This window comes from Amycolatopsis granulosa (assembly GCF_011758745.1).
GTDB lineage: Bacteria > Actinomycetota > Actinomycetes > Mycobacteriales > Pseudonocardiaceae > Amycolatopsis_E > Amycolatopsis_E granulosa.
Window position 1 is genome coordinate 1,069,350 of sequence record NZ_JAANOV010000001.1, and the last position, 22,546, is coordinate 1,091,895.

General features: G+C 72.6%; 18 protein-coding genes. 7 read left to right on the top strand and 11 right to left on the bottom strand.

What is annotated here, in order from left to right; genetic code table 11:
- Nucleotides 1-50: 50 nt before the first annotated feature.
- Nucleotides 51-509 (top strand): ribonuclease HI, encoded by a 459-nt coding sequence (gene rnhA, locus FHX45_RS05200; RefSeq protein WP_167097129.1) that lies wholly within the window; start codon nucleotides 51-53, stop codon nucleotides 507-509.
- A gap of 531 nt (nucleotides 510-1,040) precedes the next feature.
- On the opposite strand, the gene FHX45_RS05205 is transcribed toward rnhA, so the two are convergent.
- The 5 genes from FHX45_RS05205 to FHX45_RS05225 form a co-directional block, all read right to left on the bottom strand.
- Nucleotides 1,041-1,547 carry a mycothiol transferase gene (locus FHX45_RS05205; RefSeq protein ID WP_208405811.1) on the bottom strand — a complete coding sequence of 169 codons (507 nt, stop codon included), beginning with the start codon at nucleotides 1,545-1,547 and terminating at the stop codon, nucleotides 1,041-1,043.
- Nucleotides 1,548-1,556: 9 nt separating this feature from the next.
- On the bottom strand, nucleotides 1,557-2,303 hold the full coding sequence (locus tag FHX45_RS05210) for an ABC transporter permease (protein ID WP_167097131.1): 747 nt from the start codon (nucleotides 2,301-2,303) through the stop codon (nucleotides 1,557-1,559).
- Nucleotides 2,304-2,373: 70 nt separating this feature from the next.
- A complete protein-coding gene (locus tag FHX45_RS05215; RefSeq protein WP_243868928.1) occupies nucleotides 2,374-2,868 on the bottom strand; it encodes an MmpS family transport accessory protein in 495 nt (164 codons plus the stop codon).
- A 226-nt stretch (nucleotides 2,869-3,094) separates the two neighbouring features.
- Nucleotides 3,095-4,588, bottom strand: coding sequence for an FGGY family carbohydrate kinase (locus FHX45_RS05220; RefSeq protein WP_167097133.1), 1,494 nt, complete (start codon nucleotides 4,586-4,588; stop codon nucleotides 3,095-3,097).
- On the bottom strand, nucleotides 4,581-5,996 hold the full coding sequence (locus FHX45_RS05225) for an L-fucose/L-arabinose isomerase family protein (protein ID WP_167097135.1): 1,416 nt from the start codon (nucleotides 5,994-5,996) through the stop codon (nucleotides 4,581-4,583). Before FHX45_RS05225 ends, FHX45_RS05220 begins: the two co-directional genes overlap by 8 nt.
- A gap of 112 nt (nucleotides 5,997-6,108) precedes the next feature.
- Between FHX45_RS05225 and FHX45_RS05230 the strand changes: the two genes are divergently transcribed.
- Entirely contained in the window at nucleotides 6,109-7,089 is a 981-nt protein-coding gene (locus FHX45_RS05230; protein ID WP_167108448.1) for a substrate-binding domain-containing protein, read from the top strand.
- 155 nt (nucleotides 7,090-7,244) lie between these two features.
- Here the strand turns inward: FHX45_RS05230 and FHX45_RS05235 are convergent, their stop codons facing one another.
- Genes FHX45_RS05235 through FHX45_RS05245 form a run of 3 tightly spaced genes read right to left on the bottom strand, consistent with a single transcriptional unit; the run spans nucleotide 7,245 to nucleotide 10,837 of the window.
- A complete protein-coding gene (locus FHX45_RS05235) occupies nucleotides 7,245-8,237 on the bottom strand; it encodes a substrate-binding domain-containing protein (RefSeq protein ID WP_167097137.1) in 993 nt (330 codons plus the stop codon).
- Between the two features lie 15 nt (nucleotides 8,238-8,252).
- Complete coding sequence (locus FHX45_RS05240) at nucleotides 8,253-9,284, bottom strand: ABC transporter permease (RefSeq protein ID WP_167097139.1); 1,032 nt, start codon at nucleotides 9,282-9,284, stop codon at nucleotides 8,253-8,255.
- Nucleotides 9,281-10,837 (bottom strand): sugar ABC transporter ATP-binding protein, encoded by a 1,557-nt coding sequence (locus FHX45_RS05245; RefSeq protein WP_167097141.1) that lies wholly within the window; start codon nucleotides 10,835-10,837, stop codon nucleotides 9,281-9,283. Before FHX45_RS05245 ends, FHX45_RS05240 begins: the two co-directional genes overlap by 4 nt.
- Before the next feature lie 151 nt (nucleotides 10,838-10,988).
- Here FHX45_RS05245 and FHX45_RS05250 point away from each other — a divergent pair, with 151 nt between their 5' ends.
- Together FHX45_RS05250 and FHX45_RS05255 are read left to right on the top strand one after the other, a co-directional pair.
- Nucleotides 10,989-11,573 (top strand): DNA-binding protein, encoded by a 585-nt coding sequence (locus FHX45_RS05250; RefSeq protein WP_167097142.1) that lies wholly within the window; start codon nucleotides 10,989-10,991, stop codon nucleotides 11,571-11,573.
- Nucleotides 11,574-11,591: 18 nt separating this feature from the next.
- Nucleotides 11,592-12,248: an RES family NAD+ phosphorylase gene (locus FHX45_RS05255; RefSeq protein WP_167097144.1), complete on the top strand. Its 657-nt coding sequence runs from the start codon at nucleotides 11,592-11,594 to the stop codon at nucleotides 12,246-12,248.
- Between the two features lie 37 nt (nucleotides 12,249-12,285).
- Here the strand turns inward: FHX45_RS05255 and FHX45_RS05260 are convergent, their stop codons facing one another.
- Together FHX45_RS05260 and FHX45_RS05265 are read right to left on the bottom strand one after the other, a co-directional pair.
- Nucleotides 12,286-14,217 (bottom strand): S9 family peptidase, encoded by a 1,932-nt coding sequence (locus FHX45_RS05260; RefSeq protein WP_167097146.1) that lies wholly within the window; start codon nucleotides 14,215-14,217, stop codon nucleotides 12,286-12,288.
- Nucleotides 14,218-14,226: 9 nt separating this feature from the next.
- Nucleotides 14,227-15,207, bottom strand: coding sequence for a TerC family protein (locus tag FHX45_RS05265; RefSeq protein ID WP_167097148.1), 981 nt, complete (start codon nucleotides 15,205-15,207; stop codon nucleotides 14,227-14,229).
- Nucleotides 15,208-15,470: 263 nt separating this feature from the next.
- On the opposite strand from FHX45_RS05265, the gene FHX45_RS05270 reads away from it, so the two are divergent.
- The 3 genes from FHX45_RS05270 (at nucleotide 15,471) to FHX45_RS05280 (ending at nucleotide 20,085) form a co-directional block, all read left to right on the top strand.
- Nucleotides 15,471-18,302 (top strand): alpha/beta fold hydrolase, encoded by a 2,832-nt coding sequence (locus tag FHX45_RS05270; protein ID WP_167097150.1) that lies wholly within the window; start codon nucleotides 15,471-15,473, stop codon nucleotides 18,300-18,302.
- 82 nt (nucleotides 18,303-18,384) lie between these two features.
- On the top strand, nucleotides 18,385-19,311 hold the full coding sequence (locus FHX45_RS05275; protein WP_167097152.1) for an ABC transporter permease: 927 nt from the start codon (nucleotides 18,385-18,387) through the stop codon (nucleotides 19,309-19,311).
- Nucleotides 19,312-19,329: 18 nt separating this feature from the next.
- Nucleotides 19,330-20,085: an enoyl-CoA hydratase/isomerase family protein gene (locus tag FHX45_RS05280; protein ID WP_167097154.1), complete on the top strand. Its 756-nt coding sequence runs from the start codon at nucleotides 19,330-19,332 to the stop codon at nucleotides 20,083-20,085.
- 298 nt (nucleotides 20,086-20,383) lie between these two features.
- Here the strand turns inward: FHX45_RS05280 and uvrB are convergent, their stop codons facing one another.
- Nucleotides 20,384-22,537: an excinuclease ABC subunit UvrB gene (gene uvrB / locus FHX45_RS05285; protein WP_167097156.1), complete on the bottom strand. Its 2,154-nt coding sequence runs from the start codon at nucleotides 22,535-22,537 to the stop codon at nucleotides 20,384-20,386.
- Nucleotides 22,538-22,546: the final 9 nt, after the last annotated feature.

The window sequence follows — 22,546 nt, forward strand, 5'->3', positions numbered from 1 at the left end:
CGCTCATCCGTGACCGAGCCGGTGGTGCGGGCGCTGCTACGCTCTCGCGCGTGCAGGAGGACGGGCCGGTCGTGGACATCTACACGGACGGCGCGTGCAGCGGAAACCCCGGGCCCGGCGGGTGGGGCGCGGTGCTGCGGTACGGGCAGCACGAGAAGGAGCTCTACGGAGCCGAGCCGGGCACGACGACGAACAACCGCATGGAGCTGATGGCGCCGATCCGCGCGCTGGAGGCGTTGACGCGGCCGTCGGTGGTGCGCGTGTACACCGATTCGAGTTATGTCCGCAACGGTGTCCTGCAATGGATGCCGCGGTGGAAGACCAACGGCTGGCAGACGGCGGCGCGGGAGCCGGTGAAGAACGCGGACCTGTGGCAGCGCCTCGACGCGGCGATCGGCCACCACGAGGTCCAGTGGCACTGGGTCAAGGGTCACGCGGGCCATCCCGACAACGAACGCGCCGACCGGCTGGCGGTGCGCGGAGCACACGAGGCCGGCCGGCGAACGTGACCGGAGCCCGTGCGGCACCGGAGGCCGGGCCGCACGCAGAACAGGTCGTTGACGACACAGGTGTAGTCCTGCGCCGCGGTCTCCAGCTCGCGCAACGCCCGGGTGCCGCACGGCTCCGGTGGCCCCGCGGTCAGGTGCCGGATCCGGGCCAGGCACAGGGCCACGTCCCAGGTTCCGCCGTGCGCCGCCACAGGTCCTGCAGCCCGCGCCGAGCGGCATGACCGGCCCGGGTGCGAGCCGGTTCGGACCGGCGTCCGCGGCGCCCTCGTTCGTGTACCGGCTGGAGCGGGCGTGCCATTCGTGAAGCCCGGGCTACCAGTCCTGCAGGCCCTTCACGCCGGCAACGGCCGGACACGCGATCCCGGCCGCTGTTCGGATGAGCCGCGCGGAACACCCCGGGTCGCCTCGATGTCCTTTTCGGACATCCGGTTTCGCTACTGCGACTGGGGTTTCACCCGGGATACCGCGGGCATGCCACAGTGCGCGGCTCGTGGCCACCCAATGGGGCGATGCGGCGAGGGACATCCCGTCCTAGCGGCGCTCCACGATGCCACGGACGAACGCGGCCTGGCCGGCGTGCTGCAGGTCGTCGGACAGGATGCTCACCAGCCGGACGCCCAGGGTCACCGGCGGGTCCCACGCCTCGTCGACCACCCGGTCCAGCTCCGGCTCGCGCAACCCGCGCAGCCACGCCACCGTCGAGTCGTGCACCGCGTCGTGGTAGCCGGTGAGCAGTTTGGCTTCGGCGCGCACCGCGGCGACGTCCTCCGACCGGTGGCCGTAGCCGGTCGCGCCCCGGCCGAACGGCAACCCGAACCGGTCGTGCCAGCCCTGCTCGGTCCACACCTGGCGGGTACCGGCCAGGTCGGCGATGTGGTCGTCCTGCACCCGCGTGAGGTGCCAGACCAGCCACGCGACCGAGTTCGCGTCCCGGTCGAGACGCTCGGCGAGCTGGTCCGCGGTCAGCCCGTCGACCGCCCCGTGCACGACCTCCCGGATGCGGCCGAACCCGTCGATCAGCAAGTCCGCAACAGTCATGCGTCCACGCTAGCGGCGATCGATCAGTCCCGCCGCGACCAGCTCGACGGTCACCAGCACCGCGATCGACTCGGCCGCCAGCAGGCCGAGCAGGACCAGCACCTGCGTCACCCCGGCCTGCACCGGCCCGGCCCCGCCCAGCAGCACGCCGACGAAGGCGCCCGGCAAGGTGACGAGGCCGACGGTGCGGGTCTGGTCGAGCGCCGGGATCAGCGCCTGGCCCGCGGTCGGGCGGCAGATCTCCAGTGCCGCGGCGCGCCGCAGGAACCCGAGCGCGAGGGCGGCCTCGTACTCGCCGCGCCGCGCGGTCAGCTCGTCGAGGGCCCGCCGCGCGGCCTGGGAGGTCGCGGTCATCGTGCCGCCGATGACGATGCCGGCGATCGGCACGACCGCGATCGGCCGCAGGGGCACCACACCGAGCCCCAGTACGAGCGCGAGCACCGGCAGCACCCCGCTCGCCAGGGCCAGCGCGACCCACGGCAACCGTCCCAGCGGAAGCCCGACCCGGCGGGTCGAGGTCACGGCGGCGACGGTGAACATCAGCAGCACGAACAGCCCGGTCCACCAGCCCGACCGCAGCACCACGGTGATCAGCAGCGACACCGCGGCGAGCTGGGTGACAGCGCGCCCCGCCGCGGTCACCACCGCCCAGCCCGGCCCGAGCCGCCCCAGCCAGACCGCGAGCGCACCGGCCACCACGAGCGCGACGAGGACGACGGCCAGCAGAGGGCCGGCGTGCAGGGTCGCTCCGTTCACGCGGACGATCGTGCCTCACCGGGCCGGGCGCCCGCCCGCTCCGGCGACCACGCGCGCGGCCGGGATGGAGTCAGGGCAGGGACTTCGAGCAGCGCACCATCCCCTGCGGCGCCGACACCGACCGCTCGCTGACCACCACGCCGTCGACGACGATCCGGCAGGTCAGCAGGCCGCCACCGGCACTTTGCGCGGTGAGGCTGAAGTACTGGTGGGCACCCTGCGCCCCGGTCCGCACCAGGGACGCCGACCACGGCGTGCGGGTGTCCAGAACCTGCGCGATGTCGGCGCCCTGCGCCACGTAGGTGACGTTGAGCGCGTGCGCCCCACCGGTCAGCTCGTAGGTGACCTGGTAGGACACCTCCGGGGCGGGTGCGCCCGGAGCCACGATCGGTGCGCCGGCGCCGCTCAGCGAGCCCACCTCCGGATCGGTGGACCGCTGGCCCGCCACGAGCAGCGAGGTGAGGCCGACCGTCAGGACCACGCCGAGGGCGGCGAACACCGCCATCGAGCTGGCCAGCGGCCGCCGCGGTCCCGGACTGGGGCGCACGGTGGGAACAACACCCATGGCGTCGTCTTCTCTCGGCTCTCCGCGCTTCCACCGAGCGCGTCAACCATTCCTCGCGAGCCGAGCACCAATCGTTACCTGCGGTGTACACCGTCATCGGCTTTTCACCCGTTTGGGGTAGTGCAACGGGCTGACCTGCGGACTTCCCCATGTCCACGGCGTCGGTCCCGCAGGTTCCGGCGACCACCGGTATGCGGCGGGCGGCCCCCCGAGGCACGGGACGAGGTCAGTGCTCGCTCGCCCGCTGCCGCTCGGCCAGGAAGTGCGTGATGTCCTTCGTGGCGGGGTAGAGAGCGCGGTACCGCTCGTAGAACCGGTCGTAGATCTCCACCGCGGCCGGGTCCGGGCGCACCGTCCCGGCGACCGGGTTCCACCGCGCGGCATCCGGTTCGGCGCCGATCGCGACCGCCGCCAGCAGCGCGTCCCCGAACGCCGCGCCGATCGTCTCGGCAGGCACCTGCTGCTCGGCACCGGTCACGTCGGTGACGATCTGCGTCCACAGCCCGCCCTGGGTGCCGCCGCCGACCGCGACCAGGCGGCCGGCCGCACCGCCGGAGTCGCGCATCGCCTCCAGGTTGTGCCGCACGCCGTAGGCGATACCCTCCAGCGCGGCCCGGTACAGCTCGCCGATGCCGTGCGCGGTGGTCAGCCCGGCGAGCACGCCCCGCGCATCCGGGTCGAACAGCGGGGTCCGCTCCCCCGCGAAGTACGGCAGCAGCAACAGCCCTCGGCTGCCGGCCGGCACTTTGGCCGCCTCGGCGACCAGTGCGGCGAAGTCGCCGCCGACGAGACGGCGCAGCCAGTCGGTGATCGCCCCCGACGTGGCCATGCCCGCGGCGAGCGAGTACGTGCCTGGAAAGGCGCCGCAGGTGGTCCACAGGCCGGTGTGCGGCCGCGGGTCGGCGAGCACCTGGATCAGGAACATCGTCGTCCCGTACATCACCATCGTGTCGCCGGGCTCGCTGACCCCAACGCTGGCGGCCTCCGCCCACGCGTCGACGGTACCGGCGGTGACCGGAAGTCCCTGCGGCAGACCGGTTTCCGCCGCGGCGGCCGCACTGACCGTGCCGGCCACCTCGGTCGGCCAGACCAGCCGCGGCATCTCGACCCCGGGCGCGCACCGCTCCGCCCAGTCGCTCGCCCAGTCGCCCGCGCGCAGGTCGTACATCGGGTCGCACTGGCTGGCGGAATGGTGGTCCAGCACGTACTCGCCGGTCAGCCGGTGGACCAGGTAGGAGCTGCACATGAGGAACAGCCGGGTGCGCCGGAACACCTCCGGCTCGTGCCGGGCGAGCCACCGCCACTTCGGGCCGACCGCCTGCGACGACAACGCCGTGCCCGCGCGCTCCAGAATGGAGTCGGCGCCCAGTTCCGCGGTCAGTTCCTCGATCTCGCGTGAGGCGCGCGTGTCCACCCCGTACAGGATGGCCGGGCGCAGCGGCCGCCCGTAGGAGTCGGCGGGCAGCAGCACCGGGCCGATGCCGCTCACCGCGAGCGCGGCGAGGCGGCGCTCACCGGCCGCCGCGACCAGCTCCCGCGTCAGCGCCAGGAAGTCCTGCCACCACACCGCCTCCGCGTCGTGCTCCACCCACCCGGGGTGCGGGTAGGACGTCTCGTGCGCCCGTGACGCCCGGGCGACGATCTCACCGTCGCGGGTGACCAGGACACCCTTCGAGCTGGACGTCCCGATGTCGATGCCGAGCAGCAGGTCCTCAGCCACGGGACCACTCGTGCAGTTCGACGCCGAGCAGACCGGCCGCGGCACGCAGCTCGGCACGGCGGTCACCCGGGATGGCGTGGATGTGGTTGGCCCCGAACTCGGACAGGAACTTCTCCGCCGGCACGTCCAGGCGCGCCCACGCGTGCGGCCATTCCGGCGTGGACTGCCGCATCAGCGCTTCGTTGGTCTCGTCGTCGTAGTTCTCGAACTCGCCCAGCATCAGCTGCAGACGGTACTCCCCCGCCCGCCGGGTGAGCCGCCCCAGTGTCATCTGCCCGGGCGCGGCGATGTGCTGCACCGAGGCGCCACCGGCCGGGAAGAAGAACACCTCCGGGTAGAGGTGGACCTTCGCGAGGTTCACCGCCGGGTCGTCGCTGCGCGCGGCGAACCAGGTGGCGTGCTGGCCGGAGTTGCACAGGTCCCAGATGTCGCGGTCGGCGTGGTAGTGACGCACGTCGGCGAACAGGACGGGAGTGCCGGAGATCCGGTGCATCAGCTGCATCGTGAGCGCCCCGTCCATGTCCGCCTCCGTGGCCGTGACGTGCACCGGTTTGGGGCCGTCCCAGTCGTAGGGGTCGTTGAGGAGCGCTTCGGTGACGTCCATCGTGGCGAAGTGCTCGGTCAGCTCGGGCTGGCCCTTGATCCCGGAGAAGTCCAGGTTGCGCTCGGCGATGATGTCGCGGATGGCGAGGTAGGAGCGGATCTGCCGCTCCAGCAGTTCCGGGGTGAGCTTGGAACCGTCGTAGTGCACCCCGGCGGCGTGGTCCTCGAGCCACCGGCGGGCCTTGGCGGCCTCACCCACGTCGGCCTTCTCGGCGCGCAGCACCAGCTCGTACTGGTCGATCTCCTCGACGTCGATGCCGAACCGCCGCATCCACTGGTCGGTGTTGGCCACCGCGGTGTTCATCCCCATCGGCCGGCCACCGAAGCGGCCGAAGGTCGACCCGCGCAGGGAAGCGACCGCGGCCGCGGCACGGGCGTGCGCGCCGATCCGCTCGGTCAGATCCGCGTCGTCCGGGGCGCCCCACAACCGCGTGTGCGCACGGCCGATCTGGTCCAGCGCGCCACCGGCGGCGAGCATGCCGACCAGGCCCGGTTCGGTGGGGTCGGTGCTCGCGACGAGGATCAGGGGGCTGCTGGTGGCGTCCGCGGCGAGCATCGTGAAGTGCGGGAAGCTCCACACCGCGTAGTAGAAGACGGTGACGTCCACCCCGGCCGCGGCGACCTCGCGGGCGACCGACGAGGCCAGCGTGTTGGTCGCGATCAGGTCGGAGCCCGCCACCACGTCGTGCCCGGCCGCGGTGAGCGACCGTACGAGATCGTCCTGTTTGGACTGGATGAACCGGGCGTTGCGCGCGTGCACGTGGTCACGCCCGTCGGAAATGCTGATCACGCCGATGCGGGCCACCGCTGCCTCCTCGGGCGGGTAATCGATTACTCACGACGCTATTCTGGACCCCGGGCGGTGTCAATAGCGGCCCGGAGCCCGCGTGAGCGGCACGGAAGACGGGAGGTCGCGGGTGGCGACCATCAGCGACGTGGCCCACCACGCGGGCGTGTCGACGGCCACGGTGTCCCGCGCGCTGAACGGCGTGTCCACAGTGGATCCGGTGCTGGTCGCGCGGGTGCGCGCGGCGGCCGAGGAGCTCGGCTACCGGCCCAACGGGCTCGCGCGGAACCTGCGCCGCCAGGAGACCGCCGTCCTCGCACTGGTCATCTCCGACGTGGAGAACCCGTTCTTCACCGCGATCGCGCGGGGCGTCGAGGACGTGGCGCAGACGGCCGGCTACTCCGTGGTGCTCTGCAACTCCGATGAGAACGCGGAGAAGGAACGCCGCTACATCGACGTGGCGCTGCAGGAGCGGGTGGCCGGGGTGGTCATCTCGCCGACCGACGAGTGGGCCGGGGTGGAGATGCTGCTGCGGCGCGGCACCCCGGTGGTCGCGGTGGACCGGCCGCTGCGGGCGGGCACCGGCGATCAGGTGCTGGTGGACTCGCGCGCCGCCGCCCGCGCCGCGACGGAGCACCTGATCGCGGCGGGCTACCGGCGGGTCGGGTGCGTGACGGGGCCGGCAGGTGTGCGCACGGCCGACGACCGGCTCGCCGGATACCGGGCCGCGCTCGGGCGCCGCAAACGGCGGGAACGGCGGGCGGAGTACCGCGCGGCCGGCGGTGCGGCGGCGACGCGCGAGCTGCTGGCCGGGGCCGAGCCGCCGGACGCGTTGCTGGTCGCCAACAGCGCCATGGCGATCGGGGTGCTGGAGACCTTGCGGGCCGAGGGGTTGCGGCTGGGGCGCGACGTGGGCGTGGTGGCGTTCGACGACGTCCCGTGGGCGACGCTCATCGACCCGCCGCTGACCGTGGTGGCGCAACCGGCCTACGAGATCGGCGCCGAGGCCGCGCGGCTGCTGCTGGCCCGCATCGCCGACGGCACCCTGCCCCCGACAGCCACGACGCTGGAGGCGCAGCTCATCGAGCGGGGCTCGAGCCACCGCGCCTGACGGCGGTTCGCCTTCGCGCGCGCACCCGGAAGGCCAGCGCGACCCAGGTGTGGCGAACACGGCGACCGCACCGGCCAACACGGCGGCCGGGGCGGCGAACACGGCGGCTGGGGCGGCCAATACCGGTGAGCGGCGCGTGCGGGGGGTGCGGGGAGTCAGGAGCCGGTGTTCAGCTCCGCGTAGGTGGCGGCCGCGTTCTCCTTGGTCACCAGCCTGGTCGGCAGCGTCTGGGTCTTGGGCACCTGCCCGCAGTCCAGCAGGATGCGCTTCGCCGTGTCGACGGCTTCCCGGCCGCCCGTGGGGTAAACGAACGTCGCCGACAGCCGGCCCGCCTCCACCGCCTTCAGCCCGCCGGATTCGATCGGCAGCCCGTCGATCCCGGTGATCGGCAGGTCGGGCCGGCCGGCGTTCTGCGCCGCGATCCGCGCGCCCTCCCCCATCGGGTCGTTCTGCGAGTAGATCCCCTGGATGTCGGGGTGGGCCTGGAGGATCGCGTCGGCCTGCTGCTGTCCCTTGTCGCGCAGCCAGTCGGCATCCTGGGCCGCCACGATCTCGATCTTCGAGCCGTCGATGCCCTGCATGAACCCGTCGTGCCGTTCCCGCGCCGGGGTGGACCCGGCCAGCCCGCGCAGTTCGGCGATCTTCCCGCCGTGCGGCAGCAACACGTTCTTGAAGTACTCGCCGGCCTGCCTGCCGATGCCGGTGTTGTCCGCGCCGATGAACGAGGTGTAGGCGTCCCCGTCGACCTTGCGGTCCAGCACCAGCACCGGGATGCCCTTGTCGAAGGCGCGTTTCACCGGCGCGGTCAGCGGGGTCGCCTCGTTCGGGCTGATGATGAGCAGGTCGATCTGCTGGGTGAGGAACGTGTCCACCTGCTCGACCTGCTTGGAGTTGTCCTGCGCGGCGTCGGCGAAGTCGACGGCGAACTGCGGCACCGCCGCGACGGCCGACCGGATGTCGTCGTTCATCCGCTGCCGGTAGGGTTCGGCGACGTTGGCCTGGCTCATCCCGATCGTGTACTTCCCGTCGGCACCGCACTTCGCCGGCGCGCCGTGGCCGCCGCCGGCGCCGGCGTTCTCGTGCGTGGTGCCGCAGGCGGCGAGCAGCAGGCACACACCCGCCGCGGCCATGGCCCGGGACTTCTTCATGCGCTTTCCCTCTCGTCAGGCAACCGATGCCGGGCGCAGGCGCTGCAACCCCGCGGCGAGCACGATGACCAGGCCGATGACGAGCAACTGGACGTTGGAGTCCACGTTGTTCAGGGCCAGGATGTTGCGCAGCACGCCCACCAGCAGTGCACCGGCGACCGTGCCGACGACCGAGCCGCGCCCGCCCATCAGGCTCGTGCCGCCGATGACCACGGCGGCGATGGCGTCCAGTTCGTACATCGCGCCGTCGTTGGGGCCGCCGAAGTTCAGCTGCCCGGCGTGCACGATCCCGGCCAGCGCGGCCAGCAGCCCGCACAGTCCGAACACGACGATCTTGACCCGCTTCACCGGCACCCCGGACAGGCGCGCAGCCTTCTCGTTGCCGCCGATCGCGTAGACGTGCCGGGAGAACGCGCTGACCCGCAGCAGCACCACGGCCAGCGCCGCGACCACTCCGAAGATCAGCGCGGGGATCGGCACCAGCCCGTCGAACGTGCGCTCCCCCAGCAGCGAGAACGTCACCGGTGCCTGCCCGGGCCGGTCGCCGTAGGTGATCGACACGCCCTGCCCGCCGGACCAGATGCGCGCGAGCCCGCGGGCGATCTGCATGCCGGCGAGCGTGACGACGAACGCCTGGATGCCGAACGACGTGATCGCGATCCCCTGCAGCAGCCCGAATCCCAGGCCGATCGCCAGCACCGCGAGCACGGCGGGCACCAGGCCGAGGTCGTTCCCGGTCAGCAGCACCGCCGAACCGACACTGGCCAGGCCGAGCACCGAGCCGACGGACAGGTCGATGCCGCCGATGAGGATGACGAGCGTCATCCCGACCGCGAGGATCCCGATCTCCGACATCGAGCGGACGACGTTGAACAGGTTGCCCGAATCCAGGAACACGAGCTCGCCGTTCTTGCTCGGCGAGTACACCACCGCCGCGGCGAACACCAGCACCAGGCCGAACAGGCTCTGGAATCGGAACAGCGTCGCCAGCACACCGCCGCCGGGACGCCCGGACCCGGGCAGCGCGGCCACCTTGGCCTGGGTCATGACGTCCCTTCCGCCACCAGGTCCTCGACGGCCCCCTCGCCCATCGAGAACGCCAGCAGCTCCGCTTCGCTGGTGTTCGCCGCGTCCAGTTCCCGCACGCTGCGCCCGTCCCGCAGCACGACGACGCGATGGCACACGCCGATCAGTTCGGCCGGTTCCGACGACGCGAGCAGCACCCCCACGCCCCGGTCCGCCGCTTCCCCGAGCAGCCGGTAGATCTCGGCCTTCGCGCCGACGTCGACGCCACGGGTCGGCTCGTCCAGCAACAGCAGCGCGGGATCGGTGAGCAGGCCGCGTCCCAGCACGACCTTTTGCTGGTTGCCACCGGACAACGACCCGGCCGGGTCGCGCAGCGAACCGAGCTTTACGCCGAGCCGCTCGACGATCTCCTTCGCCGCGCCGCGTTCCCGCCGGCGGGACACCACCCCGGCCCGTGCGATCCGGTCCACGACGGACAGCACGGTGTTGGCCAGCACCGAGTGCTCCAGCGCCAGTCCGGCGACGCGGCGGTCCTCCGGCACGAACGCCAGCCCGAGCCGCAGCGCGCCGCGCGGGCTGCGCGGCCGGATCTCCTTTCCCCGCAACAGCATCCGCCCGGCGAAGCGTCCGCCGACGCCGTAGATCGTCTCGAGCAGTTCGGTCCGCCCGGACCCGAGCAGGCCGGCCACGCCGACGATCTCGCCGCGTCCCACGGTCAGGCTGATGCCGGCCGGGTCGCGCCGGCCCGGCCGCCGCGACGGCACCACGAGGTCCTCGACCCGGAGCAGCTCCTCCCCCGCGCCCGCACCGCCACCGGTGCGGAACACCGATTCGACCGGCCTGCCGACCATCGCCTCGGACGCCTGGCGCGCGGTCAGCGCCCGGGCGTCGAACTCGGCGACGACCTCACCGTTGCGCAACACGGTCGCCCGGTCGGCGACGCGGCCGATCTCGTCCATCCGGTGCGAGATGTAGACGATGCCGGCACCGCCGCCGCGCAGCTGCGCGATGACCGCGAACAGCCGGTCGATCTCGGGCGCGGACAGCGCCGAGGTCGGCTCGTCCATGACGAGGATCCGCGCGTCCAGGGACAGCGCCTTGGCGATGGTGACCAGCTGCTGCTCACCGGTGCGCAGCTGCTCCACGGGCCGCCGCGGGTCGAGCGCGATCCCGATGCGGTCGAGCAGTGCCACGGTGTCCCGCCGCATCCGGCGACGGTCCACCGTGCCGAGGCGGGTGCGTGGTTCCCGGCCGAGGAACACGTTCTCCGCCACCGGCAAGGCCGGGACGAGATCGAGTTCCTGGTGGATCATCGCGACCCCGGCGCGCTGCGCGTCGGCGGGACCGGCGAACCGGGCGGGCGCGCCGCCGACGCGGATCTCGCCCCGGTACCCGCCGACCTCGCCGGCGAGCACCTTCATCAGGGTGGACTTGCCCGCGCCGTTCTCCCCGAGCAGCGCGTGCACCTCGCCGGCGCGGACGGTGAAATCGACACCGCGCACCGCGTGGATCCCGCCGTAGGACTTGCTCACCCCGGCGAGCTCGACCAGCGGCGGCCGCGCCTCCGCGTCCAATCTCGTCCCCCTCGCCACGCTGCGAGAAATCGATTACCCGGCCGAACTTAGGGTGACCGGCGACACATGTCAAGAGTGGACGAGGTACCGTCCACTCCGGTCGGTTTCCCCCGGCGCGCACGAATCCGCACGCCGGGCTATGCTCGGGCGCATGACGGTCGCGCTGGAGAACGTCCTCGCCAAGGCCGGTCTCCGGATCGACGCCGAGGACTTCCTGTCGCTGGTCGAGGACGCCGCCCGCCGGCTGTCCCCGCCGCACCCGGATCCGGCGTCGTTCTTCGGCGCGAGCCAGCGCGCCGCACTCACCGCGGCCGGGCTCGACCTCTCACCCCGCCGGGACGACGAGGCCGACGGCCGCGCCGCGTCCGTCGCCGCGCACGCGGTGCTGGCCGAGTCCGCCCTCACGGTCACCGAAGCCGCGCAGCGGCTCGACGTGGACCCGAGCCGGATCCGGCACCGGCTCGCCGAGCGGCGCCTGACCGGCTGGAAGGACCAGGGCGGATGGCGGCTGCCGTTGTGGCAGTTCGGCGAGCGTGAGCCGCTGCCGGGCCTGGACCTGGTCCTCGCCGCCGTGCCCGACGACCAGCCGGCGCTGGTCGTGGCCGCGTTCATGAACAGCACCCAGCCGGACCTGGAGATCGGCGGACATCCGGTGACCCCACGCCAGTGGCTGCTCGCCGGGGGCGACCCCGCGCCGGTCGCCGCGCTCGCCGCCACCCTCGGCACCCCGTTCTGAGGGCCGCAGCACCAGCTCATGGCACGTCTTCCCCTGCCGCCCGCGCGGGCCGAACTGGTCGCCGCGCTGCGCGCGGAAACCGACCTCGTCACCGTGCCGCCCACCCAGCGGCTGGTCCGGATCTTCAGCACCGGCGGCACCCACCCGCAGCAGTGGAACACGTTCCGCTACACCGGCCCGCTGCCGCACGGGCGGTTCGACCCCCAGCCACCGGGTCGCGACGGTGGCCCGGTCACCGATTCCGGCCACGGGGTGCTGTACTTCGGGCTCACCGTGCGGACGAGCGTGGCCGAGGTGTTCCAGACGACGTCGCTGGTCGACCGCAAGACGCGCGTCCCGCGGCTGGTCGTGGTGCGGCCGGGACGGCCGCTGCGGCTGCTCGACCTGACCGGTCTGTGGCCCACCCGGGTCGGCGCCTCCCAGGAGATCTCCAGCGGGCCGAAGAAGATCACACAGGCGTGGGCGCGGGCGATCCGCACGGCGTTCGACGGCCTCGACGGGCTGTGGTACCGCTCGTCGATGGACGGCGGATCGCCCGCGCTGTGCCTGTGGGACCCACCGGCCGGGGACGCGCTCCCGCTGGCGCCGGACATCCTGCTGCCGCTGGACCACCCCGGGCTGGACGTGCCGCTGGCACGCGTGTGCGAGGAGCTCAACTACGTGCTGCTGAACTGACCCGCGGGCAGGCCCGCCCGCGGGCCGGTTCGGCTCGTCACGACAAGTGGCGCGACCACCACTCCAGGATCGAGGCGAAGCGCTGCAGCCGGTGCCGTGGCTTGCCGGACCGGCTCAGCTCGTGGCCCTCGCCGGGGAAGAGCAGCATCTCCACCGCCGCGCCGTTGCGCTTGAGCTCCACGAACAGCCGCTGGGCCTGCTCGACCGGGCACCGCCAGTCGTGTTCGGAGTGGACCACGGCGAACGGGATGCCGATCTGGTGGGCGTAGGTCAGTGGGCTGCGGTCGCGCTGCACCACCGGGTCCGCACCGACGTAGGCCGCACTGAAGTACCAGCCGATGTCCGAGCTGCCGGTGAAGGAGTCCCACGCGTTGACCGCCCGCTCGCTCCAGGCGGCCCGGAACCGCGAACCGTGGTGGGCCGCGAGCCAGGTGGTCATGAACCCGCCGTAGGACCCGCCCATGACGCCGACGCGCGAGGCGTCCAGGTCCTCGCGTGCCAGGGCCGCGTCCAGCAAGGCCAGCACGTCGTCCACATCCACCGTGCCGAGGCCGTGCACGATCGCCTGACCGTGGCTCTCGCCGTAGCCGGCCGAGCCCCGCGGGTTGCCCATCACCACCGCGTATCCGGCCGAGGCGTACACCTGCGCCTCGTCGAACAGGCCCCAGTCGTAGGCGGCGAACGGCCCACCGTGCACCACGAGCAGCACCGGGTGCGGCCCGTCGCCGTCCGGCCGCACCAGCCAGCCGTGCACCGGGTAGCCGTCGGGTGCGGTGGCCGTCAGCTCCTCGGCCGGCCGGATCCCCTTGCCCCGCAAGGGTTCGGAGAAGTCGGTGAGCACCCGTTGCCCGGCGCCGTCGAGCAGCACCACGTCGCCGGAGCTGTCCGGCCGCGCCACCACCGCGGCGATCCGCTCCCCGTGCACGGCGAACGAGCGCACCGCACACCGGTCGCCGAGCAGCCGGTCCAGCCCGTCCAGCGGCACCCGGTCGGCGTCCCGGGGCACGCCGCGCAGCTCGACCGCACCGCGGTTGAGCACGGCCACCAGGACCTGGTCGCGAAACCGCGCCGGCGGGACGTCGGCCGCGCAGTACACCGACTCGGCATCGGTCAGCCGCCGTGGTTTCGCCGGCTCGCCGTCGGCGGGCAGCTCCGCCGCCCACACTCCGGGGTTGCGGGCGACGGCGTGCGGCCAGGTGAACTCGGCGCCGTAGTAGTAGACGGTGCCGTCGTCGAACACGGCGGGCTTGGCGGCGCTGCCGGCGGTGCGCACCACGAGCACCGGTTCGCCGCCACCGGCGGGCACCCGGTAGAGGTCGCTCTCCCCGGTGTCGGTCGTGCCCCACTCGCGCGGTGCCACGACGAGCAGGGCCGAGCCGTCGGGCAACCAAGCCGGGTCGGACACGTCGGCCCGGTCGTCGGTCAGCGGCTCCGGTTCACCCGGATCGGTGGCATCGACCACGAACAGCCGCGACGGCCGGTCACGCAGGAACCCGACGTTGTCCAGCCGGTAGTCGTAGCGGGTGATCCGGCGGGGCGCCTCCGCATCCGGTTCGACGACCTCGCCGTCCTCCCCCGGGGTGCCGTAGCGGCCCGGTTCGGGCAGTCGCGCGGTGAAGGCGATGCGGCGGGAGTCCGGTGCCCACACCGGGGCGCCGGCGCCGAGCGGCAGATCGGTGATCCGCCGGGCGTCCCCGCCGTCGGCCGGCATCACGTGGAGCTGGGGCCTGCCCTTGTCCTCCGCCCGGAGGAAGGCCACCCAGCGGCCGTCCGGCGAGATGGCGGGAGCGCTGTCCCGCTCGCCGTGGGTCCACTGCCGGGCCGGCCCGCCGTCCGGGTGGGCCCGCCACAACGCGCTGCGGTAGGTGTTGCCGCCGAGGTCAGGGGTGGCGACCGCGGTCAGCAGCAGGGTGCCGTGCAGCGCGGGCGGACCGGGCACGGCGACGAGTTCGAGATCCGAAGGACGCATGCCCCGAACCTACCTGATTTCGTTAGCCTCGCTAAGAGCTTCCGTCTTCTCGTCGCGCTTCGCCTTCGCCAGGCTGAACAGGGTGGTGACGGCGAGGACGACCACGATCACGCCGAGGGACACCCAGTTGCCGATGTCCAGCCAGTCCGGCACCGCGTGGTACTCGTGCAGCGCGTGCAGGATCAGCTTCGCGCCGATGAAGGCGAGGATCACGGCCAGCCCGTAGGACAGGTAGACCAGCTTCTTCACCAGGCCGCCGAGCAGGAAGTACAGCTGCCGCAGGCCCATCAGCGCGAACGCGTTGGCGGTGAACACCAGGAACGCCTCCTGGGTGATGCCGAAGATCGCCGGTATCGAGTCGACCGCGAAGAGCAGGTCCGCGCTGCCGATCGCGACGATCACCACGAACATCGGGGTCAGCCACCGCCTGCCGTCCCGCTTGAGCGTCATCCGGTGACCGTGGAAGTCCTCGGTCACCGGGTAGAGCTTGCGGATCCAGCGCACGACCGCGTTCTCGTGGTACTCCTCGTCGTGGTCGTCACCGCGGACCAGGCTGATCGCCGTCCACACCAGCACCGCGCCGAACAGGAAGAACACCCACACGAACTGGGCGATGAGCGCGGCGCCGATCGCGATGAAGACGCTGCGCATGGCCAGCGCGAGCAGGATGCCGATCAGCAGCACCCGGTGCTGGTGGATCGCCGGCACCCGGAACGACGCCATGATGATCATGAAGATGAACAGGTTGTCCACCGACAGGGAGTACTCGGTGATGTATCCGGTGAAGAACTGCACCCCGTAGTCGTGCCCGGCGAGAACCCAGACGCCGATGCCGAACAGCACCGCGCAACCGACGTAGAACACGACCCACCTGGCCGCTTCCCCAGTGGTGACCTCATGCGGTTTGCGGTCGACGATCACCAGGTCGACGGCGATGAGGACCAGCAGGCCCGCCACCGTGGCAGCCCACAGCCACACGGGAACACTCATGTACGCAATACCTCCGGTTAGCGCGCAACAGCAGCTAGCCGGAGGTCTCTTCCGCCGGTGGGACACCGGCCGACGGTGCCGGGTGTCCCGCAGGACCGCCGTGCTGACGACACCGCCGCGAAGGAATACTCCCCTCCACGTCTGGATCCATCTTCCCTGACGAACCGGACGAACACCACCTCAGGTAAGGCTCATCACCCGGATCCCCCCGGGATCCGGACCGCGCCGCGGCGTTCTCAGGAAAGCTCCCATACCGTTTCGGTGTGCCCCGAATCCCGCTGCCGCACACGCGCCGTGCCCGGGCGGTGACCCTCGCGGTCGTCGTCGTGGTGCTCGCCGCCGTGGCGCTCGTCTGGACCCGCTCGCCGAGCGAGCCCGCCGCGGTCCCGACGCAGGACGCCGTCCTCGACGTGCCGGCCGCGCCCGGCTCGGCGGCGACGGTGCGCCTGGACACCACGCTCTACCTGCCCGCGCACACGCCCGCGCCGGCGATCCTGCTGCCGCACGGGTTCGGCGCCGACAAGACCAGCGTCGCCGGGGACGCGCAGGACCTGGCGCGCCGCGGGTTCGTGGTGCTCACCTACTCGGCACGCGGCTTCGGGCACAGCACCGGCGAGATCGGGCTGAACGACCCGGACTTCGAGGTCGCCGACGCCACACACCTGGTCGACTGGCTCGCCACGCGCCCCGAAGTCCGCCTCGACGGTCCCGGCGACCCGCGGATCGGGGTGCTCGGCGCCTCCTACGGCGGCGCACTCGCGCTGCAGCTGGCCGGCCGGGACAAGCGGATCGACGCGATCGCGCCGATGATCACCTACAACGACCTGGCCCAGGGGCTCACGCCGAACGCGGCGACGACCACGCCGACCGCCGGGACGGCCGCGGCCGGGGCGTTCGCGCCCGACGGGGTGTTCAAGAAGGGCTGGGCCGGGCTGCTGTTCTCGGCCGGCAGCTCGTCCCCCGGCGGCGGCCTGAGCGCCGACGCGCCCGAGCCCGGTCAGCAGACCCAGGACAACCAGTCCGGCGGCACGGGGAGTGGCGGCGGTTCGGCGGCCGGTGCGGCCCCGGGCCCCGGGCAGGCGCCACCCCAGCGCGGCTCGGCGGCCTGCGGCCGGTTCACCGACGAGATCTGCCGGGCCTACACCGAGCTCGCCACCACGGGCAGGGTCAGCCCGCAGGTCGCGGCCCTGCTGCGGCGGCTGTCGCCCTCGGCCGTCACCGGGCGCATCACCGCGCCCACGCTGCTGGTGCAGGGCGAGGCCGACACCCTGTTCGGGCTCGACCAGTCCGACGCGACGGCCCGGCAGATCACCGCCGCCGGCGGTCACGTGCAACAGGTCTGGTACACCGGCGGGCACGACGGCGGGCGTCCCGGGCCGCAACTGCGCGCGAAGATCGGCGACTGGCTGTGGTTCCAGCTCACCGGCGAGGGCGGCAATCCGTTCAGCGGGTTCTCCTACGACGTGGAGGGATCACTGCGCGCCTCGGGTTCACCGTCGGTGCGCACGGTCGACGCCGGCGAGTACCCGGCGCAGGCGCAACGGCGCACGCTCCGGCTGAGCGGCGCCGAGCAGACGATCGTGAACCCGCCCGGCGGCACGCCCGCCGCGGTCAGCGGGATCCCCGGGCTGAACGGGGCGGTCAGCGGCTCGTCGCGGCTGTCCGGCCTGTTCACCGCCGACCCGCCGGGGCAGTCGGCGCGGTTCACCACGGCACCGGTCGACTCGCAGCTGCTCGTGACCGGCTCCTCGACGGTGCGGCTCCGGGTGTCCGGCACCGGCGATGCGGTGCTGTTCGCCAAGCTCTACGACCTGAACCCGGACGGCACGCGCACGCTGCCGGCGAACGAGGTCGCCCCGATCCGGGTGGCGATCCCGGCGTCCGGCACCGCCGACGTGACCGTGACGCTGCCCGGGATCGTGCGGCCGGTGGAAGCCGGGCACGCGCTGCAGCTCGTGGTCACCACGACCGACCAGGCGTACGCCACGCCGGTCGCACCGGCCGCGTACCGGGTCGCCCTGGCCGACCCGGTGCTGGCCGCGCCGGTGGTGCCCGGGCACGCCGAAGGCGGCGGGTGGCCGGTCGGGACGCTCCTCGGCATCGCGGTGACGCTGGCGATCGCCGCGGCGGCCGCGGCGATCGCGGCGCTGCGCAGGCGCCGCTCGCATGGGGCTGACCCGGAGCTCGCCGCGGTGCCGCTGGTGATCGACGGGCTGACCAAGTCCTACCCGGGCGGCGTCACCGCGGTGAACGACCTGTCCTTCCGGGTGGAGCCGGGCCAGGTGCTGGGCCTGCTCGGCCCGAACGGGGCGGGCAAGACCACCACCCTGCGAATGTTGATGGGGCTGATCACCCCGACGGCCGGGGAGATCGTGGTGTTCGGCTACCGGGTGACGCCGGGTGCGCCGGTGCTGTCGCGGATCGGGTCGTTCGTCGAGGGCTCGGGGTTCCTGCCGCACCTGTCCGGCGCCGCGAACCTGCGGCTCTACTGGGACGCGACCGGGCGGCCCACCGAGCAGGCGCATCTGGAGCAGGCGCTGGAGATCGCCGGGCTGGGCAACGCGGTGCACCGCAAGGTCCGCACCTACAGCCAGGGCATGCGGCAGCGGCTGGCGATCGCGCAGGCCATGCTCGGGCTGCCGGAGCTGCTCGTGCTCGACGAACCGACCAACGGGCTCGACCCGCCGCAGATCCACCAGATGCGCGAGGTGCTGCAGCGGTACGCCGCGACCGGGCGGACCGTGGTGGTCTCCAGCCACCTGCTGGCCGAAGTGGAGCAGACCTGCACGCACGTCGTCGTGATGCACCGCGGCCGGCTGGTGGCCGCGGGCGAGGTCGGCGACATCGTGGCCGCCGGTGGCGAGGCCACCTTCCGGGTGGACCGGCCGGAAGCCGCGGCCGACGCGTTGCGCGGCGTGCCCGGGGTGTCCACTGTGGACGTCGACGGCAACCTTGTGCACGCCGACCTGGACGGCATGCCGCGCGCCGACGCTGTTGCCGTGCTGGTGCACGCCGGGGTCGCGGTCGAGCAGGCCGGTCCCCGGCGGCGGCTGGAGGACGTGTTCCTGCAGCTGGTGGGAGAGGACGGCGCATGACCGAGTACGAGGGCCACGGCCCACGCCGCGCGGATCGGTGCGCTGCCGGGCGGCCGGCGCGCCCGCGGCGGGAGGGAGACGCATGACCGAGAACGGCGTCCACACCGACCCGGCGGCTCTGGACGACCTCACCGACGCCGCGAGTCACACCCACAGCGGCGTCGGCGCGGACGGCGCCGTCGCCGGCTACCGGGCGCGGCGCACCCTCCGGCTGGGCGTCGAGCTGCGGCGGCAGCTGCGGCGGCGGCGCACCCAGCTGGTGCTCGGCTTCGTCGTGCTGCTGCCGTTCATCCTGGTGGTGGCTTTCGAAATCGGGCAGTCCAGCCCGAACCGGCGCTCCGGCGGGTTCGTCGACCTGGCGACCGCGAGCGCGCCGAACTTCGTGGTGCTGGCGCTGTTCGTGTCCGGGACATTCCTGCTGCCCACGATCGTCGCCCTGTTCTTCGGGGACACGATCGCGAGCGAGGCGTCCTGGTCGAGCCTGAAGTACCTGCTCGCGATCCCGGTGCCGCGGCACCGGCTGCTCCGGCAGAAGGCCGTCGCGTCCGGGCTGCTGTCGGTGGCGGCGCTGGTGCTGCTGCCGCTGGTGTCGCTCGTGGCGGGGCTGATCTTCTACGGCGCCGGGGACGCGGTGAGCCCGACCGGCGACGCGATCCCGTTCGGCCGCAGCCTGGTGGCGATCGCGCTGTCCACGGTGTTCGTGGTGGTCCAGCTGGCGTGGGTGGCCGGGCTGGCGCTGCTGCTGTCGGTGCTCACCGACGCGCCGCTCGGCGCGGTCGGCGGGGCGGTGCTCGCGGCGATCCTGTCGCAGATCCTGGACCAGATCACCGCGCTGGGCACACTGCGCGACTACCTGCCGACGCACTACGCGTACGGGTGGATGGACCTCATCGCGACCGATATCGACTGGACGAACATGGCGGCCGGGCTGTTGTCCGCGGTGATCTACGCGACGGTGTTCACGTTGCTGGCCGCCCGCCGGTTCGCGACCAAGGACATCACCAGCTGAGCCCGCTACGGTGGGCCGATGACGATCGAGGTGGACAAGGCCGGCGACGTGGCCGTGCTCACGCTGGCCCACGGCAAGGCGAACGCACTGGACACCGAGCTGTGCCGGGAACTGGTGGCGCAGCTGGAGAACGCCGAGCTCAACGGCACGCGGGCGGTGGTGCTGGCCGGGCGGGACGGAATGTTCTCCGCGGGCGTGGACCTCAAGCGGGTGTCCGCAGGCGGGGCGGACTACGTGCGGGAGTTCCTGCCGGCGCTGTCGGATGCGTTCCTGGCGGTGTTCGGGTTCCCCGGCCCGGTGGTGGCGGCGATGACCGGGCATGCGATCGCCGGCGGGGCGGTGCTGGCCGCGGCGTGTGACCGGCGGGTGCTCAACGCCCGGCAGGGGCGGGTGGGCGTGACCGAGCTGCTGGTCGGGGTGCCGTTTCCGCTGGTGGCGCTGGAGATCCTGCGGTGCGCGTACGGGACGGACCGGCTGCCCGGGCTGACGTTCCTCGCCGAGACGTACGCCGGGGAGGAGGCGCTGGCCCGCGGGCTGGTCGACGAACTGGCCGCGCCGGAGGAGGTGCTTCCGCGGGCGATCGAGACGGCCACGCGGCTGGCGGCGGTGCCCGGGGACGTGTTCCGCCACACGAAGGCGCAGATCCACCGCCCGTTCGACGAGCGGATCGGTGAGCAGCGCGCCGGGGACGACGTCTACGTCGAGCAAGTGTGGTCGTCGGCGCCCGCGCTGGCGGCGATCGAGCAGTACGTGCGGGCACACCTCGGCGGGTGACCGGCCCGGACCGCCGGGCGGCCGGGCCGCGGCCGGCCGGCGGGTAACCCGGGTGCGGGCGGCAGCCGACGCGGCCACCGCCCGCGGCCACCGGACCGAATGACAGCCGCCCGCCCCGCGGCCACCGGGTCGAACGACAGTCACCAGGCGGTGACCGGCCGGGCGCCTCGGGAAGGCACCGCAGATCCCGGCACGACGACTTGTCCGGTAGCCGCGTCCCTTCCGGATCACCGTCCCCGTGGGCGGCGGTGCTCGTGCTCCTCGGGGGTGGTGGTGCGCGGGCCGCGGCGCACCGACGTCACTTCAGCCCGGCGGCGTCCATGCCTCGCAGTTCCTTCTTCAGCTCCGCGATCTCGTCGCGCAGGCGGGCGGCCAGCTCGAACTGCAGGTCGCGGGCGGCCTGCATCATCTGGTCGGTCATCTGCTGGATCAGGTCGGCCAGTTCGGCGCGCGGCATGCCGGCCACGTCGCGGTCCACCAGCACCCCCGAGCTGCGGCCACCCTGCTCGGGCTTCTTGCCGCGGGAGGCGTTGCGGCCCGAACCGCCGACCTGCACCGCCTGCTCGGAGTCCTCGGCCTCGCTGTAGACGCGGTCGAGGATGTCGGCGATCTTCTTCCGCAGCGGCTGCGGGTCGAGGCCGCGCTCCTTGTTGTAGGCGATCTGCTTCTCGCGGCGCCGGTTGGTCTCGTCGATCGCGTACCGCATCGAATCGGTGATCTTGTCCGCGTACATGTGGACCTCACCGGAAACGTTGCGCGCTGCCCGGCCGATCGTCTGGATCAGCGAGGTGCCGCTGCGCAGGAAGCCCTCCTTGTCCGCGTCGAGGATCGCCACCAGCGACACCTCGGGCAGGTCCAGGCCCTCGCGCAGCAGGTTGATGCCGATCAGCACGTCGAAATCACCCGAGCGCAGCTGCCGCAGCAGCTCCACCCGCCGCAGCGTGTCCACCTCGGAATGCAGGTACCGCACGCGGATACCCAGCTCCAGCAGGTAGTCCGTGAGGTCCTCGGCCATCTTCTTGGTCAGCGTGGTGACCAGGACCCGTTCGTCCCGCTCGGCGCGCACCCGGATCTCGTGCACCAGGTCGTCGATCTGCCCCTCGGTCGGCTTGACGACGACCTCCGGGTCGACCAGGCCGGTCGGCCGGATGACCTGCTCGACGAACTCGCCGCCGGTCTGGCCCAGCTCGTACGGGCCCGGCGTAGCCGACAGGTACACGGTCTGCCCGATGCGGTCGGTGAACTCCTCCCAGGTCAGCGGCCGGTTGTCCAGTGCGCTGGGCAGCCGGAACCCGTGCTCGACGAGGGTGCGCTTGCGCGACGCGTCGCCTTCGTACATGCCACCGATCTGGGGCACCGTCACGTGCGACTCGTCGATGACCAGCAGGAAGTCCTCGGGGAAGTAGTCGATCAGGGTGGCCGGCGCCGACCCGGGCGGGCGGCCGTCGATGTGCCGCGAGTAGTTCTCGATGCCGGAGCAGAACCCGACCTGGCGCATCATCTCGATGTCGTAGCTGGTGCGCATGCGCAGCCGCTGGGCCTCCAGCAGCTTGCCCTGCTTCTCCAGGTGCGCCAGCTGGTCGGCCAGCTCCTCCTCGATGCCGCCGATCGCCTTCTCCATGCGCTCCGGCCCCGCCACGTAGTGGGTGGCCGGGAAGATGCGCACCTCGTCGACCTCGCGCACGATCTCACCGGTGAGCGGGTGCAGGTAGTACAGCTTGTCGACCTCGTCGCCGAAGAACTCGACCCGCACGGCCAGCTCCTCGTACGCGGGAATGATCTCGACCGTGTCGCCCCGCACGCGGAACGTGCCGCGCGAGAACGCCAGGTCGTTGCGGGTGTACTGCACGTCGACCAGGGCCCGCAGGAACGTGTCGCGCTCGACCTCCATGCCGACCGAGAGCCGGGCGGACCGGTCGAGGTAGGACTGCGGCGTGCCCAGGCCGTAGATGCACGACACCGACGCGACCACGATGACGTCCCGCCGCGACAGCAGGTTCATCGTGGCGGAGTGCCGGAGCCGCTCGACGTCGTCGTTGATCGACGAGTCCTTCTCGATGTAGGTGTCGGTCTGCGGGACGTAGGCTTCCGGCTGGTAGTAGTCGTAGTAGCTGACGAAGTACTCGACCGCGTTGTGCGGGAACAGCTCACGCAGCTCGTTGGCCAGCTGGGCGGCCAGCGTCTTGTTCGGCGCCATGACCAGGGTGGGCCGCTGGACCCGCTCGATCAGCCACGCGGTGGTCGCCGATTTGCCCGTACCGGTGGCACCCAGCAGCACGACGTCCTTCTCGCCGCGCTCGAGGCGCTCGGCGAGCTCGTCGATGGCCGCCGGCTGGTCACCGGCGGGCTGGTACTCGCTGACGACCTTGAACCGGCCGTCCGCGCGCGGGATGTCGGAGACGGGCCGGAACTCGGACTGGGCGAGCACGGGGTGTTCGGTTGCGAAAGCCACGTCCACCAG